The 15,319-nt window shown below is 73.0% G+C and carries 17 protein-coding genes; 8 read left to right on the top strand and 9 right to left on the bottom strand.

What is annotated here, in order from left to right:
- The first annotated feature begins 45 nt into the window (after positions 1-45).
- The gene (locus ACQP2Y_RS34515) at positions 46-1,635 is read left to right on the top strand and encodes a phytoene desaturase family protein (protein WP_433720133.1); all 1,590 of its coding nucleotides are present in this window, start codon (positions 46-48) and stop codon (positions 1,633-1,635) included.
- Between the two features lie 4 nt (positions 1,636-1,639).
- Here the strand turns inward: ACQP2Y_RS34515 and ACQP2Y_RS34510 are convergent, their stop codons facing one another.
- Both ACQP2Y_RS34510 and ACQP2Y_RS34505 read right to left on the bottom strand, forming a co-directional pair.
- Positions 1,640-2,644 (bottom strand): SDR family oxidoreductase, encoded by a 1,005-nt coding sequence (locus ACQP2Y_RS34510; protein WP_433720131.1) that lies wholly within the window; start codon positions 2,642-2,644, stop codon positions 1,640-1,642.
- Positions 2,641-3,096: an SRPBCC family protein gene (locus ACQP2Y_RS34505; RefSeq protein ID WP_433720129.1), complete on the bottom strand. Its 456-nt coding sequence runs from the start codon at positions 3,094-3,096 to the stop codon at positions 2,641-2,643. The genes ACQP2Y_RS34510 and ACQP2Y_RS34505 overlap by 4 nt, the downstream gene beginning before the upstream one ends.
- A gap of 119 nt (positions 3,097-3,215) precedes the next feature.
- Between ACQP2Y_RS34505 and ACQP2Y_RS34500 the strand changes: the two genes are divergently transcribed.
- From ACQP2Y_RS34500 to ACQP2Y_RS34475, 6 genes are all read left to right on the top strand, one after another.
- Positions 3,216-4,418 (top strand): glycosyltransferase, encoded by a 1,203-nt coding sequence (locus ACQP2Y_RS34500; RefSeq protein WP_433720127.1) that lies wholly within the window; start codon positions 3,216-3,218, stop codon positions 4,416-4,418.
- 81 nt (positions 4,419-4,499) lie between these two features.
- The gene (locus ACQP2Y_RS34495) at positions 4,500-5,411 is read left to right on the top strand and encodes an ABC transporter ATP-binding protein (RefSeq protein WP_433720125.1); all 912 of its coding nucleotides are present in this window, start codon (positions 4,500-4,502) and stop codon (positions 5,409-5,411) included.
- A complete protein-coding gene (locus ACQP2Y_RS34490; protein ID WP_433720123.1) occupies positions 5,411-6,151 on the top strand; it encodes an ABC transporter permease in 741 nt (246 codons plus the stop codon). The genes ACQP2Y_RS34495 and ACQP2Y_RS34490 overlap by 1 nt, the downstream gene beginning before the upstream one ends.
- A 5-nt stretch (positions 6,152-6,156) precedes the next feature.
- Positions 6,157-7,428, top strand: a complete 1,272-nt coding sequence (locus ACQP2Y_RS34485) for a histidine kinase (protein ID WP_433720121.1) — start codon at positions 6,157-6,159, stop codon at positions 7,426-7,428.
- Positions 7,425-8,054, top strand: a complete 630-nt coding sequence (locus ACQP2Y_RS34480) for a response regulator (RefSeq protein ID WP_433720120.1) — start codon at positions 7,425-7,427, stop codon at positions 8,052-8,054. The genes ACQP2Y_RS34485 and ACQP2Y_RS34480 overlap by 4 nt, the downstream gene beginning before the upstream one ends.
- Positions 8,055-8,207: 153 nt before the next feature.
- A complete protein-coding gene (locus tag ACQP2Y_RS34475; RefSeq protein WP_433720118.1) occupies positions 8,208-8,636 on the top strand; it encodes a dihydrofolate reductase family protein in 429 nt (142 codons plus the stop codon).
- Here ACQP2Y_RS34475 and ACQP2Y_RS34470 read toward each other — a convergent pair.
- The 6 genes from ACQP2Y_RS34470 to ACQP2Y_RS34445 form a co-directional block, all read right to left on the bottom strand.
- On the bottom strand, positions 8,606-9,022 hold the full coding sequence (locus ACQP2Y_RS34470) for a VOC family protein (RefSeq protein WP_433720117.1): 417 nt from the start codon (positions 9,020-9,022) through the stop codon (positions 8,606-8,608). The two genes, ACQP2Y_RS34475 and ACQP2Y_RS34470, sit on opposite strands and share 31 nt — an antisense overlap.
- Positions 9,015-9,863, bottom strand: coding sequence for a helix-turn-helix domain-containing protein (locus ACQP2Y_RS34465; RefSeq protein ID WP_433720116.1), 849 nt, complete (start codon positions 9,861-9,863; stop codon positions 9,015-9,017). Before ACQP2Y_RS34465 ends, ACQP2Y_RS34470 begins: the two co-directional genes overlap by 8 nt.
- Before the next feature lie 81 nt (positions 9,864-9,944).
- Positions 9,945-10,448, bottom strand: coding sequence for a hypothetical protein (locus ACQP2Y_RS34460; protein ID WP_433720114.1), 504 nt, complete (start codon positions 10,446-10,448; stop codon positions 9,945-9,947).
- A gap of 11 nt (positions 10,449-10,459) precedes the next feature.
- A complete protein-coding gene (locus tag ACQP2Y_RS34455) occupies positions 10,460-12,106 on the bottom strand; it encodes a RecQ family ATP-dependent DNA helicase (RefSeq protein WP_433720112.1) in 1,647 nt (548 codons plus the stop codon).
- Between the two features lie 39 nt (positions 12,107-12,145).
- Complete coding sequence (locus tag ACQP2Y_RS34450; protein WP_433720110.1) at positions 12,146-13,096, bottom strand: TIGR03557 family F420-dependent LLM class oxidoreductase; 951 nt, start codon at positions 13,094-13,096, stop codon at positions 12,146-12,148.
- A gap of 18 nt (positions 13,097-13,114) precedes the next feature.
- Positions 13,115-13,255: a hypothetical protein gene (locus ACQP2Y_RS34445; RefSeq protein WP_433720108.1), complete on the bottom strand. Its 141-nt coding sequence runs from the start codon at positions 13,253-13,255 to the stop codon at positions 13,115-13,117.
- A 188-nt stretch (positions 13,256-13,443) separates the two neighbouring features.
- On the opposite strand from ACQP2Y_RS34445, the gene ACQP2Y_RS34440 reads away from it, so the two are divergent.
- Positions 13,444-15,021, top strand: a complete 1,578-nt coding sequence (locus tag ACQP2Y_RS34440) for a glycoside hydrolase family 3 protein (RefSeq protein ID WP_433720106.1) — start codon at positions 13,444-13,446, stop codon at positions 15,019-15,021.
- Positions 15,022-15,039: 18 nt separating this feature from the next.
- Here ACQP2Y_RS34440 and ACQP2Y_RS34435 read toward each other — a convergent pair whose 3' ends face one another.
- Positions 15,040-15,318, bottom strand: a complete 279-nt coding sequence (locus tag ACQP2Y_RS34435; RefSeq protein ID WP_433720104.1) for a GNAT family N-acetyltransferase — start codon at positions 15,316-15,318, stop codon at positions 15,040-15,042.
- Position 15,319: the final 1 nt, after the last annotated feature.

The raw sequence follows: 15,319 nt of genomic DNA, 5'->3' as shown, positions 1-15,319 counted from the left end.
AAACTCGAACGGGTACGGCGAGCGCGACGAGAGGCGGCGGGTGACGTGGAACGTGCGGACGCGATAGTCATCGGAGCGGGACACAACGGGCTGGTGGCCGCGAACCTGCTGGCCGACGCCGGCTGGAGTGTCGAGGTGCTGGAGGCCACGCCGCATCCCGGCGGCGCGGTGCGCTCCGGCTACGTGACGGCCCCGGGCTACCTGAGCGACCTGTTCAGCTCGTTCTACCCGCTGGGCTACGCCTCGCCGGTGATGCGCGGGCTCGAGCTCGGCGACCACGGGCTGAGCTGGACCAACGCCCCCGACGTGCTGACCCACCTGCTGCCGGACGGCCGGGCGGCCACCGTCAACCGCGACGTCGAGACCACCATGGCCTCGATGGAGCAGTTCGCCCCCGGGGACGGGGAGCGGTGGCTGCACGCGTACGACGACTGGCGGAACGTCTCCAAGCAGATGCTCGACGTCCTCTTCACGCCGTTCCCGCCGGTGCGTTCCGGGCTGGAACTGGCCCGCCAGCTCAAGGTCGGCGGCGCGCTGCGGCTGGCCCGGCGGCTCGTGCTGTCCGTCCGCCAGCTGGGCGCCGAGCTGTTCGAGGGCGAGGGCGCCCAGCTCGCCCTGGCCGGCTGCGCCCTGCACACGGACCTGTCACCGGAGGACGCGGGCGGCGGCGTCTACGGCTGGCTGCTGGCCATGCTCGGCCAGGAGTACGGCTGGCCGGTCCCGGTCGGTGGCGCCCAGCAGATCACGTCCGCGCTGGTCGCGCGCCTGGAGTCGCGCGGCGGGCGGATCACCTACGACACCCCGGTGACGCGCATCCTGGTCGCGCGGGGCAAGGCGATGGGGGTACGCACGGCGGACGGCCGCAACTGGCGCGCCCGCCGGGCCGTGCTGGCCGACGTACCGGCCCCGGCGCTGTACCTGGACATGGTCGGCTCGCGGTGGCTGCCCTCGCGGTTCCAGGAGGACCTGGAGTTCTTCCGCTGGGACGGCGCCACCGTCAAGGTCGACTGGGCGGTCAACGGCAAGATCCCCTGGAAGAACCCGGCCGCCGCCGGCTCGGGAACGGTGCATCTGGGTGCGGACCTGAACGGCCTGACCCGGTACGCGGCCCTCCTGGCCGTCGACGAGATGCCGCCGGACCCGTTCCTGCTGCTGGGGCAGATGACCACCGCGGACCCGTCGCACTCGCCGGAGGGCACCGAGTCGGTGTGGGCGTACACCCATCTGCCGCATCGCAAGAAGTGGGCCGCCGAGGACATCGCCGCCCACGTCGAGCGCATGGAGGCCGTGCTGGAAGCGCAGGCGCCCGGCTTCGGCCGGCTGGTCGTCGGGCGCAACGTCTTCTCCCCGGCCGACCTGGAACGGGAGGATCCGTCACTGGTCGGCGGGGCCCTGGGCGGCGGCACGGCAGCCGCCTTCCAGCAGCTCTTCCTGCGCCCGATCCCCGGGCTGGGCCGGCCGGACACCCCGGTGGACCGGCTGTTCCTGGCCAGCGCCTCGGCGCACCCGGGCGGCGGCGTGCACGGCGCGCCGGGGGCCAACGCGGCCCGGGCGGCGCTGGCCCGCGACCGCGCGCTGACCGGCCGGCTCTACGAGGCCGCGATCAGCACCGCCCACAAAGCCATCTACCGCTGACCGGTCAGCGGCGGCGCACCAGGGCCGCCGCTGCCGCACCCAGCCCGGCGCTGACGACGCCCGCGACCAGCGGCTTGTGCATCGCCGCCCACAGGGCGAACGAGCTGGTCCGGGACTGGTCGTCGAAGACGCCGTGGGCGCCGTGGTCGCGTTCCTCGTCGGCCGGCTTGTCGACGTTGTCCTGCCAGGTGGCCAGGTCGATCGGGTCGGCGGTCTGCTGGCCCTCGTAGCCCTGCTTGTCGCGCGACAGGTACCGGTCGAGCAGGCCCGGCGCGACGATGTTGCCCAGCCGGGTCTTCAGGGTCGGGCCGCCGACGTTGATCTCGCGTTTGCCGTGGTCGGCCACCCAGAGCACTGCCCGGGCCACCACCTCCGGCTGGTAGATCGGCGGGACGGGCTGCGGGTGCCGGGGCAGCCGGGTCCGCACCCAGGAGAACTGCGGGGTGTTGACCGCCGGCAGCTGCACCATCGACAGCTTCACCCGGTTGCCGTCGTGCAGCAGCTCGGCCCGCAGCGAGTCGTTGAAACCCTGGATGGCGTGCTTGGTGGCGCAGTACGGCGCCTGCAGCGGGATGCCCCGGTAGGCCAGCGCGGAGCCGATCTGCACAATCGCACCGCGCCCGGCCGGGCGCATGTGCCGCAGCGCCGCGAGCGTGCCGTGCACCGTGCCCAGGAAGTTGACCTCGGTAACCCGCTTGTACTCGGCCGGCGTGACCTCCCAGGCCGGGGCGAAGACCGAGACCATCGCGTCGTTGATCCAGACGTCGATGCCGCCCCAGGCGCGCACGACCTCGTCGGCGACCTCCTGCACCGCCTCGGCGTCGGCCACGTCGACCTGGAACGTGCGCACGTCGGCGGCACCGGCGGCGCGGGCCTCCAGCGAGGCGCCCTCGAGCCCGGCCCGGCCGCGGGCGATCAGGGCGAGCTTGGCGCCGCGGGCCGCGTACGCCGCGGTGACCGCCCGCCCGACCCCGGCACTCGCACCGGCGATGACCACGACCTGACTCATGCCTCGGCCCCCTTGCTGGCCGAGCGCAGCACGATGTCGGTCAGCCGGCGCAGCGACTCGATGTTGCGCCGGTGCAGCACCAGGTCGTTGAGCTTGTTGCGGACGAACAGCAGCGGCCCGGCCTCGAAGTCCTCTTTCATGGTGACCCGGGTGCCGCCCTCGGCCACCGGGTCCAGCACGATCTCCACGACCGCCGAGCCGAGCGGCCACAGGCCCGCCCGCAGCTTCAGCAGCCGGTCCGGCACCATGGCCAGCACCGTCGAGCTGTCCTGCAGTGACAGCGGCCACGGTCCGGCCTTGTGGTGCAACTCGGCACCGACCTGGGGCCAGTGCTCGTCCACGTCTCTGATGTGCACCGTGCCGACAACCCAGTCGCTGTAGGTCCACCCGTCCGCCAGCACGGCGAAGACCCGCTCCGGAGAAGCCTGGACGGTACGCTTGACGATAGCCACGAGGCACTCGTACCCGCACTCCGCATGTTTACGCTTCTGAGTGACGGGCATGTCTCGCCGCGTATCACAGCCTCAACTCCGGTCTTTCTCCCGGAATCAAGCTGTTGGAGGAGGACCCCGTGCGTATCGCGATGATCTCCGAGCACGCGAGCCCGCTGACCACGCGCGACACCACCGGCGTTCAGCAGCGCCACGTAGCCGAGCTGTCCGCTGCCCTGGCCGAGCAGGGCCACGAGGTGCGCGTCTACACCCGCCGCGACGACCCGCACCTGCCCGCCATCGTGAAGATGAGCGAGGGCGTGCAGGTCGTGCACGTGCCGGCCGGCCCCGCACTGGCCCTGCCGCCCGAGCAGCTGCTGTCCCACATGGGCGATTTCGCCCAGTGGCTGCGCACCGAGTGGCGCGACACGGACTGGCTGCCCGAGGTCGCCCACGCCCACTTCTGGACCAGCGGCCTGGCCGCTGTCACCGCCGCCCGCCAGGTCGGCATCCCGGTCGTCCAGTCGTTCCACGAGCTCGGCGAGGCCGGACCGGCCGGCGGCGGAGCCACCCGGGCCGGCTACGAGCGCGCGCTCGGCCGGGCGGTCGACCGGGTCGTCGCCCAGACCCAGAACGAGGCACGCGGTCTCGTCCGCATCGGCGTGCCGCGCACCCAGCTGACCGTGGTGCCCGCCGGCGTCGACAGCGATCGGTTCACCCCGGAGGGCCCCGCGGTCGAGCGCGACCCGGAACGTCCCCGCATCCTCTCCGTCGGCCGGCTGGTCGAGCGCAAGGGCTACGGCGACGTCATCCAGGCCATGCGCTATCTCCCCGGCGCCGAGTACGTCGTGGTCGGCGGCCCGTCCGCGGCCCAGCTCGCCACCGACCCCCAGGCCAAGAAGCTGCGTGCGCTGGCCGAGCACTACCAGGTGGCCGACCGGGTGCGGCTGGTCGGCAGCGTGCCCAGCGCCGACATGCCCCGCTGGTACCGCTCGGCCGACCTGCTGGTCGCCGCGCCGTGGCAGGAGCAGTTCGAGCTGGCCCCGCTGGAGGCGATGGCCTGCGGCGTGCCGGTGATCGGCACCTCGGTCGGCGGCATCAACGAGACCGTCGTCGACGGCCTCACCGGTGACCTGATCCCGGCCCGCGACCCGCGGGCGCTGGGCGGCGCGCTGCGCCGGCTGGTCAACGACAAGGTACGGCGCTTCGCGTACGCGACGGCGGCGCTGGACCGGGCCCGCCAGGCGTACTCGTGGAAGCGGGTCGCCGCGCAGGTCGGCTCGGTGTACGCAGCGGTCTCCGGCCGCAAGCCCAGCGAGACGGGCGCCGAGGCGACGGTGTAGCCCGGGGTCCACCGATCGGTTGACCGGTGGACTCGCGAGCTGGTCGATTCGCCGCCCGGCGTCCGCTGCGACGCTGGGCTCATGACAGTCATCACCGTCGACCACCTGCAGAAACGCTACGGCGACACCGTGGCGGTCCGGGACGTGTCGTTCATCGTCGAGCGCGGTGAGATCTTCGGCGTCCTGGGCCCCAACGGCGCCGGCAAGACCACCACCGTCGAGTCGATCGCCGGGCTGCGGACCCCCGACGCCGGCACGATCACCGTGCTGGATCGTGATCCGCGCGACCCTGAGCTGCGCCGGCTGGTCGGCGTGCAGCTGCAGGAGAGCCAGCTCGCCGAGAAGATGACCGCCGGCGAGGCCCTGGAGCTGTACGCCGCGTTCTACCCCGAGCCCGCCGACTGGCGCCGCCTCGCCGACGAGCTCGGTCTCGGCAGCAAGCTCACGACCCGCTACGGCAAGCTCTCCGGCGGGCAGAAGCAGCGCCTGTCCATCGCGCTGGCCCTGATCGGCAACCCGGCCATCGCGATCCTGGACGAGCTCACCACCGGCCTGGACCCGCAGGCCCGGCGGGACACCTGGGAGCTGGTCGAGTCCGTCCGCGACCGCGGGGTCACGGTGCTGCTGGTCACCCACTTCATGGAGGAGGCCGAGCGGCTCTGCGACCGGGTCGCCCTGATCGACGCGGGCGCGGTCGTGGCCCTGGACACCCCCGCCGGGCTGGTCGCCCGGGTCTCGGCCGAGCAGCGGATCCGCTTCCGGCCGTCCGTACCGCTGGACGACAGCGTGCTCACCGGCCTGGCCGAGGTCCGCGAGGTCCGCCGGTACGGCACCCAGCTCGAGGTGATCGGCGAGGGCAACGTGCTGCACGCCGTCACGGCGGCCCTGGCCGCGCACCGGATCATCGCCAACGACCTGCGCGTCGAGCAGGCCAGCCTGGACGACGCGTTCGTCCGGCTGACCGGGCGCGCCAGCACGGGGGAGCCGTTCTGATGCATGTCTTCGTCAAACTGACCCGGTCCGAGTTCCGGTTGCTGCTGCGCGAACCGATGCAGCTGTTCTGGATCTTCGTGTTCCCGTCGCTGCTGGTGGTCATCCTCGGTTGCGTACCGCCGTTCCGGGAGCCGAGCGCGGACCTCGGCGGCCTGCGCGTGGTCGACCTGTACGTGGCCATCGCGATCATCCTGACCCTGGCCTCGCTCGCGTTGCAGGTGGCGCCGATGGTGCTGGCCACGTACCGGGAGCGGGGCATTCTGCGCCGGCTCGCCACCACCCCGGCCCGGCCCGTCGCGCTGCTCGGCGCCCAGCTGGTGATGAGCCTGCTCACGGCGATCGGCTCGGTGGTCCTGCTGCTGCTGGTCGGCCAGCTGGTCTTCGACGTGGCGCTGCCGCGGCAGGGCGCCGGTTTCGCGGTCGCCTTCCTGGCCACCGCCGGTGCCGCGTTCGCCATCGGGCTGTTCGTGGCTGCGGTGGCACCCGGGGGCAAGGCGGCCAACACCATCAGCACGCTGCTGTTCTTCCCGCTCATGTTCTTCGCCGGGCTGTGGACGCCGCGCGAGGTGTTCCCCGAGCTGCTGCGGCGGATCGCGGACCTGACGCCGCTGGGTGCGGGCGAGCGGGCGGTGCAGGACGCGATGAGCGGGCAGTGGCCGGCCTGGGGATCGCTTACCGTGCTGGTGGCGTACATGCTGGTGTTCGGGCTGGCGGCGGCCAGACTGTTCCGCTGGGAGTGAGAGCGATGTCCGAGGTGAAGCGGCTGGAGATGCGGCAGCGCCGGGCCGATCGGCGGTTGCTGCTGCTGCCGTACGCGGCGCTGCTCGGCTCGACCGTGATGGTGGTCGTGGCCGGCGACCTCGGCCTGCCCCGGCAGGGACTGCCGACCACCTTCGCGGTCGTGGCGGTCACGGCCGCCTGGCTGCTCTGGATGGTCACGCTGCATCCCCAGTGGCAAGGACGGACGCGACCCGGGGCCGTGTTCTTCGCCGGCCTGCTGGTGCTGATCGTGCTGCTGGTGTGGTGTCACCCGATCTACGGCTTCTTCGCCTGGACCGGCTACCTGTACGCGGTCTCCAGCCTGCGCGGCCGGTGGCGCCTGGCCGGCGCGGCCGCGGTCGCCTGCTGCACGGCGATCTCGCAGGTCGGCGGCTTCGGCAACCTCACCACGGCGCGCATCTGGCTCGCCTTCGTCATCCTGCTGGCGTTCAACATCAGCATCGCGGTGACGATGACCCACCTGTCCATCACGAACACCGACCACGCGACCCGCCGGGCCGAGATGCTGCGCCAGCTCACCGAGGCCAACGACAAGCTGGCCGGGGCGCTGAGCGAGAACGCCGGACTGCACGAGCAACTGCTGGTGCAGGCCCGCGAGGCCGGCGTCCTGGACGAGCGCCAGCGGATGGCCGGGGAGATCCACGACGTGCTGGCCCAGGGGCTGACCGGCATCGTCACCCAGCTCGAGGCGGCCGACCAGGCGGCCGGCCGGGAGAGCGACCGGCGCCGGCACCTGGACACCGCGAAGCAGCTGGCCCGCGACAGCCTCACCGAGGCCCGCCGCTCGGTGCAGGCGCTGCGCCCGCAGCCCCTCGCGCAGGCGGCCCTGCCGGAGGCGCTGGGTGAGGTGGTCGACGGCTGGGCGGCCCGCCACGGGGTGGCCGCCCAGCTGATCACCACCGGCACCGCGCGGCCGCTGCTGCCGGAGATCGAGGCGACCCTGCTGCGCACCGCCCAGGAGGCGCTGGCCAACGTGGCCCGGCACGCGGACGCGGACCGGGTAGCGCTGACCCTGTCCTACATGGAGGACGTGGTGACGCTGGACGTCCGCGACGACGGCGCCGGCTTCGACCCGGCGCACGGCCGCGCGCAGGGATACGACGGCGGCTACGGCCTGACGGCCATGCGGGAACGGGTACGGCGGATCGCGGGCACCCTGGAGGTGGAGTCGGAACCGGGCGCGGGCACGGCGATCTCGGCCTGCGTACCGGCGCTGCACGGGGCGGCCGCCGCATGATCGGTCTGCTGATCGTCGACGACCATCCGGTGGTCCGCGACGGCCTGCGCGGCATGTTCGCCGGTGACGAGCGCTTCCGGGTGCTGGGCGAGGCGGCCGACGGCAACGAGGCGCTGGCGGTGGCCCGGGCGGTCCAGCCGGACGTGGTGCTGATGGACCTGCGGATGCCGGGCATGGACGGCGTGACGGCCATCCGGGCGCTGCGCGAACAGGGCGTGCCGGCCCGGGTGCTGGTGCTGACCACGTACGACACGGACAGCGACGTCCTGCCGGCGATCAAGGCCGGTGCGACCGGTTACCTGCTCAAGGACGTACCCCGGGAGGAGCTGTTCCGGGCGGTGTCGGCGGCGTACCGCGGAGAGTCGGTGCTGTCCCCGGCCGTGGCCGGGCGGTTGATGGGCGAGTTGCGCTCCCCGGCCCGCGAGGAGCTGAGCCAGCGCGAGCTGGAGGTGCTGGGCCTGATCGCGCAGGGCTGCTCCAACCGGGAGACCGCGAGCCGCCTGTTCATCAGCGAGGCGACGGTGAAGACGCATCTGCTGCACGCGTACGCGAAGCTCGGCGTCCGCGACCGCGCGGCGGCGGTCGCGGCGGCCTATGCCCGGGGTCTGCTCGGCGGACAGCAATAGGCTGCCGGGATGCGGAGCATCGTCGTGCACATGCAGTCCACGCTGGACGGGCGCATCGCCGGGGCGGACGGGTAGTTCTGGGAGCCGTTCCCGTGGGGCGCGCCCGAGTCCGCCTACCTCAACGGCTTCTTCCGGCAGGCCGACACCTGGGCGATGAGCCGGGTCATGTACGACGCCATCGTGCCCTGGTGGGAGACCGTCGCCCGCGGGGAGCTGCCCGACGACGTGGCTGAGCTCGGACCGGCCGACTGGGAGTTCGCGCAGCTCCTGGCCGGGATGCGCAAGGTCGTCTTCTCCCGGTCCCGGCCCGGCGCCCTCAGCGGTGACCTGGTCGCCGGCCTGCGCGCGCTGGACGGCCGGATCGTGCTCTCCGCCGGGCCCGCCACGCTCGGCCCGCTGCTCGACGCGGACGGCCTCGTCGACGAACTGCTGCTCGCGGTGCACCCGGTGGTGCTGGGGGAGGGGCCGGGACTGTTCGACCATGCCACCGCCGGGCGGGCGCTGCGGCTGGTGGAGAGCAGGCCGTTCGACGGTGGCGCGGTCGTGCTGCGCTACGCCGCCGGCACCGGCTCGCCGCGGTAGGTGCCGAACGACCACAGGTTGCCCTCCGGGTCGCGGACGCCGAACTCCCGCGAGCCGTAGTCGGTCACGTTCAGCTCGCGGGTCACGGTCGCCCCGGCCTTCACGGCCCGGTCGTGCAGGCCGTCCGGGTCGTCGGTGACCACGTACGCGCCGAAGGTGCCCGGCCGCAGCGCCCACGGGTCGTCCGGGTCGTCACGGTGCGAGCCGAGCATGATGCCGCCGCCCGGGGGCCAGGCCAGCTCGGCGTGCGCGACCTGGTCGCCCTCGCCGTAGACGGCGACCTCCACGAAGCCGAAGGCGTCGACGAGGAAGCGGATCAGGGCCCGGGCGTCCCGGGCTCGCAGGGTGGGCCACACCTGCGGTGGTGGGGTCTTCGGATCAGTCATGCCCCTCATCCTGCGCTCCGGACCGCGGAGGGTCTTGGACGAAAGTGAACTCGTCGGCGAGCCACCGCGACGGTGAGCAGCCGGCCAGGGACCGGAACTCGCGGGCCAGGTGCGCCTGGTCGTAGAAGCCGGTGTCGGCGGCCAGCCGGGCCAGCGGCGTGCCCGGGGTCAGCCGGCGCCGGGCCCGGTCGAAGCGGACCACCCGGGCGGCCTCCTTGAGCCCGAGGCCGGTCTCGACCCGGAACCGGTCGGTCAGGTGGCGCGGGCTCCAGCCGACCTCGCCGGCCAGGTCCCGGACCGGTAGCCGGCCGCCGGTGGCCAGCAGCCGGCGGAACGCATACGAGACGTCGGGGTGCACCTCGGCCTCGTGGCACCGGGCCCGGGCCAGCAGGGCGGCGTCCAGGGCCGCGAAGCGATCGGGCCAGCTGCGCGCGGCCAGCAGCCGGGCCCGCAGCCGCTCGACACCGAGGCCGCCGAGCACGTCGGCGAGGTCGAGGTCCAGGCCGGCCAGCTCGCCCGCGGGCAGGCCGAACAGGGTGCGGCAGCCGAGCGGATGCACGGCCACCTGGACACCGGACTGCCGGCCGCCGTGGGCGATCAGGGCGGGGGCCAGGTGCAGGCCGCCGAGCAGGGCGTCATAGCGGCCCGGCGCCTGGCGGCCGTCCGGGTGGGCGGTCACGACCAGCGGATCGTCGAGGGTGAGCACAAGCGTCAGGTACGGCGAGGGCAGACCCCGATGGGTCACCGGCGGCACCCCGCTCTGCCGCCAGCCGGAGTAGTGCGCGACGTACGGCCGCAGCGCCACCGCCGGCCGCGCCCACGCGGACTCGTCGACCACCATGAACTGAGCATCCCACCGCGACGCGGGCCGGCCCAGGGCCCCGCCGGTCACCAGGTCTCCGGCGCGGCCCCGGGCCGGGAATCAGTCGGCCAGGGCCTTGGCCAGGGCGTCGCGGAAGGCACGCTCGTTGTCGGTCACGACGTCGCCGCCGATGCCCAGCACACCACCGGACGAGGCCGCACCGACCACGCTCTCGGCGATCTCCACCAGCCAGTGCTTGTACGTCTCCGCGTCCGCGGGGTCGGCCTTGGCGGTCAGCAGCGCGGACGCCTCGGCGGCGCGGTTCACCACGTCCTGGCCGTAGCCCATCGGGTCGGCCGGCTCGATGGCCGGCAGCTCCTCGCCCCGGTCCGGGTCGCCGGTCTGGTCCAGGACCGCCGTGGCGATCGCGGTGACCAGCCGGCTGGCCGAGGCCCGCGCGTCGGAGATCTGGTCGAGACCGGCAGCCGTCTCGGCCCGGGTCTTACGGGCACTGTCGTGCGTCGCCACGCTCGCGGCGGTCAGCACCGACTGCGGAAGGCCGACCAGCAGCCCCCACTCGGCGTCGGTGAAGCCGAATGTGGCGTACAACGGTTCGTCGGTCATGGGATCCTCACTCACTTCTTCTTCTCAACGACCAGCAGCGCGTGCTCCTGGACGACCGGCACCGAGAGGGTCTTGTAGCCGACCTCGTCGAAGAGCACGGTCATGCGATCCTCCTCGTACCCCATCACCATGCCGGGACCCCACTCGGCGTGCCGCACCGTGCTGTGCACGGCGAACGGCTCGTCGCCGGTCTCCTCCTCGGTCTCCTCGGCCACGCCCTCGGCGCAGTTGTCGCAGTGCCCGCAACGCTCGGCGAGATCCTCGCCGAAGTAGGCCAGCAGGGTCTGGGAGCGACACGCGTTGCTCTGCGCGTACGCGCGCATCATGTCGGTGCGGGAGCGCTGCACGACCTGCTGGCGCTCGTGCTCGGCGACGGCGGCCTCGGCCGCCGCGGCCGGCAGCGGGGCGAAGACCGGGACCGTCCACTTGTTGCCGCTGCCGGCGACCGCCGCGCCGACCTGCTCCAGCAGGCTCAGCAGCTGACCCAGCTTGCGCGGCCCGAGGCCGGTCTTCTCCTTCAGTGCGGTCTTGGTGGCCGGTCCGGCCCGCAGGGCGGCGGCCAGCTCGCGGATCTCGGCCACCTCGGGCGAGCCGCCGGTGAAGAAGCGCTGGATCGCCTCGTCCTCGGCCCGCCACAGCAGCAGCGCCCGGCTCGGCTCGCCGTCGCGGCCCATCCGGCCGATCTCCTGGAAGTAGCTGTCCGGGGAGTCGGGCAGGGCGACGTGCGCGACCCAGCGGATGTTGGGCTTGTCGATGCCCATGCCGAACGCCGACGTGGCCACCATGACGTCGACCTTGTCGGCGAGGAAGTCCTCGTGGGCCTGCTCGCGGGCGCCGCCGGCCATCCCGCCGTGATAGAACGTGGCGCTGTAGCCGGCCTGGGTCAGGCGCTCGGCGAGCTCCTCGGCCGCGCGCCGGGTGGCGACGTAGACGATCCCCGGCCGCTCGGTCTCGTCCAGCAGCGCGGTGAGCCGGCGCCACCGGTAGGCCTCGTCCGGACAGTACGCGACCTCGAGGAACAGGTTGCGCCGGTCCAGGCCGGAGACGTGGATCTCGGGCTTGTTCAGGTGCAGCCGGGCGATGATGTCGTCGCGGACCGGCGGCGAGGCGGTGGCGGTCAGCGCCAGCACCGGCGGCCGGCCGATGCCCTTGATCAGATGCCCGAGGGAGAGGTATTCCGGGCGGAAGTCGTGGCCCCAGGCGGAGATGCAGTGCGCCTCGTCGATCGCGACCAGGCCCGGCCGCAGGGCCCGGACCTCGGCCAGCCGTTCCGGGTTGGCCAGCTGCTCCGGGGTGATGAAGAGGAACTCGGCGCGGCCCTCCCGGATCTCCCGGATCGCCTCACGCTGCTGGTTGGGGGTCTCGGCCGAGCTGACCCGTACGGCGCGCACGGCGGCGTCGTCCCGCTCGTTGAGGGCGGCGATCTGGTCCTGCTGCAGGGCCAGCAGCGGTGAGATCACCACTGTCGGCCCGGGCAGCAGGACCGCCGGGATCTGGTAGATCGCCGACTTGCCGGCGCCGGTGGGCAGGACGACGAGGGCGTCGCGGCGGCGCAGCACGGCCCGCATGGGCTTGAACTGGCCGGGGCGCAGGCCGGGCCACCCGAAATGCTTGCGGGCGACCTTGCGCAGGCGCGGGCCGTAGATCGGTAGCTTCATCGAGCGGCCATTGTGCCCCACGGGTGTGACAGCCAAACGCTACGAGTGCTTGGGCAGGATGTGCTCGGCGTAGAGATCGAACAGGCCCTGGTAGTGCGGGCCGGTGTTGGCCACGTAGACCTCGTCGAAGCCGGCCTGGGCGTACTTGTCGATCATCTCCAGGTGGGCCGCCGGGTCGTTGCCGCAGACGAAGGCCTCCTTGATCATGTCCTGGGTGACGAGCTCCGAGGCCTGCTCGAAATGCTTGGGCGAGGGCAGGACCTGGGAGAGCTCGCCGGGCACGCCGGCGTTCGGCCACTTCTCGTACGCGATCCGCGCGCCCTCCTCCTCGCTGGTGGCGAACGCAGCCTTGAAACCGGCCTGACAGGTACGGTCGCCGCCGCCCTGGGAGCGGAACTGCTGGACCATCTCGCCGTCGGGCATCGTGCTGATGTAGCCCTCGCCGACGCGCGCCGCCACCGAGATCGCCTTGGGGCCGAAGCCGGACACCAGGATCTCCACCGGCTTCTCCGGCAGCGTGTAGACCCGGGCGTTCTCCACGGTGTAGTGCTTGCCGCGGTGCGACACCGTGCCGCCCTTCCACAGCTCGCGCATGATCTCGACGGCCTCTTCCAGCATCTCCAGCCGCACGTCGGCCTCGGGCCAGGCGTCGCCGAAGATGTGCTCGTTGAGGGCCTCGCCGGTGCCGATGCCGAGCCGGAACTTCCCGCCGGTCAGCACCGCGCTGGTCGCGGCGGCCTGGGCGATCACGGCGGGATGGATGCGCACGGTCGGGCAGGTGACCGCGGTGGTGATGGGCAGGGAGCAGGCCTGGCTGAGGGCACCGATGGTGGACCAGACGAACGCGCTCTGCCCCTGGGCGTCGACCCAGGGGTGGTAGTGGTCGGAGATCCACAGGGCGGAGAAGCCGGCGCGCTCGGCGCCCTTGGCCTGCTCGATGAGCTCCGCGGGGGTGTATTCCTCGCTGGACAGGAAGTATCCGATTCGCATACCGGGCGGATACCCCGGTTATTTGCCGCCGAACATCCGGCGGATGGCCCAGAGCAGGATCAGGGCCCCGAGGGCGACGCCGAGCAGGCGCACCGCGTGCACCTCGGACCAGTCCACGCCGGAGGCTGCCAGGACGGGCGTCGCCCACTGTGTCCGCACGCAGGAAGCTTAGCGAGGCGAGCAAGCGGCGAAACACTTTAAGTTCGCTTAATAGAAAGGTTTGTTGACTAAAGGGCTGAAGTGGGTGACCATAGGTCGTCGCCGCGCCCATGACGGTTGTCGGCCGATCACGTTGGGGGACGTGCTCGCTGAGCGCGTATTCGTCGTCACCGGAGGTACGCGGACACATGCCGAATCATGGCGAATTGCCAGTTCTCGCCGCGACGGTGTTACAGCCCGGGTTCGAAGGCACCGCTGTGCCCGACTGGGTCCGTCGCTGGCTCGCGGACGGACTGGGCGGCGTCGCCCTGTTCGCCCGCAACGTCGAGACACCCGCACAGGTCGCGGCCCTGACCGCCCAGCTGCGCGCGGAACGCCCGGACGTCATCGTGGCCATCGACGAGGAGGCCGGTGACGTCACCCGCTTCGAGTCGCGGCACGGCAGCTCCCGCCCCGGCAACCTGGGCCTGGGCGCGATCGACGACGCCGAGCTGACCCACGCCGTCGCCCGGGACCTCGGCCTCGAGCTGGCCCACGCGGGCATCACGCTCGACTACGCCCCGGACACCGACGTCAACAGCAACCCGGACAACCCGATCATCGGGGTACGCGCGTTCGGCGCCGAGCCCGGTCTCGTGGCCCGCCACGGCGCGGCCTGGATCAGTGGCCTGCAGGAGGCCGGCGTCGCCGCCTGCGCCAAGCACTTCCCGGGCCACGGGGACACCGCCGTCGACTCGCACCACGCCGTACCGGTGATCGACCGCAGCCGGGAGCGGCTCGCCGAGGTGGAGCTGGTGCCGTTCAAGGCCGCCATCGCCGCCGGCGTGCAGTCGGTCATGACCGGGCACCTGCTGGTACCCGCGTACGACCCGGAGCTGCCCGCGACGCTGAGCCGGCGCATCCTCACCGGCCTGCTGCGCGAGGAGCTCGGCTTCCAGGGCCTGATCGTCACCGACGGCATCGAGATGCAGGGCGTACGCCGCACCTACGGGCTCGAAGGCGCCACCGTACGGGCGCTGGCCGCCGGGGCCGACGCCATCTGTGTCGGCGGCGACCACGCCGACGAGCACACCGCGATCCGCCTGCGGGACGCCATCGTCGCCGCTGTGCGCAGCGGTGAGCTGAGCGAGGAGCGCCTGCGCGACGCCGCCGCCCGGGTTCGCAAGCTGGCCACCTGGACGCTGGAGACGCAGACCGCGATCGGCGCCCGCGCCGTCGCGGAGGTCGCCGGCGCCGCCGCGCACGAGGTCGCCGTCATCGGCGGCTCGGCCGTCGGCCAGGCCGCCGCCCGGCGCGCGGTCAAGGTCACCACCGGCGCGGCCGCCCCGGAGCTGCCGCTGAGCTGCGCGCCGCACGTGGTCGAGTTCGCGCCGGCCCGCAACATCGCCATCGGCGCCGAGACGCCGTGGGGAGTGGGGGCGCCGCTGGGCAACCTGCTGCCCGGCACCACCTCGATCCGGCTCAGCGCCGAGGACCTCGCCGGCGTGAGCGATCCGGCCGCCCCGGTCCTGGCCGGAGCCGGCGGTCGCCCGCTGGTCCTGGTGGTCCGCGACGCGCACCGGCACCCGTGGATCGCCGACGCCCTGCGCGACACGCTGGCGGTACGCCCGGACGCGATCGTGGTGGAGATGGGTGTGCCGGTCGCGGTGAGCGGCGGGGTGCACCTGGCCACCTACGGCGCCACCCGCGCCTGCGGTCAGGCCGCGGCCGAGATCATCGCCGGTTCCTCGGTGCCCCAGCTCGCGTCGCAGGCCCTCGCCGCCTGAGGAGAGGTCGCGGGCCGCTCAGCCGATGATGTCGTCGTACTCGGGGTGGTCCGCGACGTAGCGCGCGAAGAACGGGCAGGCGGGCACCACCTTCGCCCCACGGGCCCGCAGGGCGTCCAGGGTCTGCGCGGCCAGCACGCTGCCCAGGCCCTGGCCACGGTGCGCCGGGTCCACCTCGCTGTGCACGACGACCACGGCACCGTCGCGCTCGCGGTAGTCGGCGAACCCGCCGACCTCGCCGTCGAGCAGGATCTCGAAGCGGTGGCGGGCCGGGTTGTCCTGCACGGTGACGTCCATG

Origin of the sequence: Actinoplanes sp. CA-051413, from assembly GCF_050955795.1 — a bacterium.
Classification (GTDB): domain Bacteria; phylum Actinomycetota; class Actinomycetes; order Mycobacteriales; family Micromonosporaceae; genus Actinoplanes.
The sequence above is the reverse complement of the archived record's forward strand: the minus strand, read 5'-3'. Positions and strand labels throughout refer to the sequence as shown.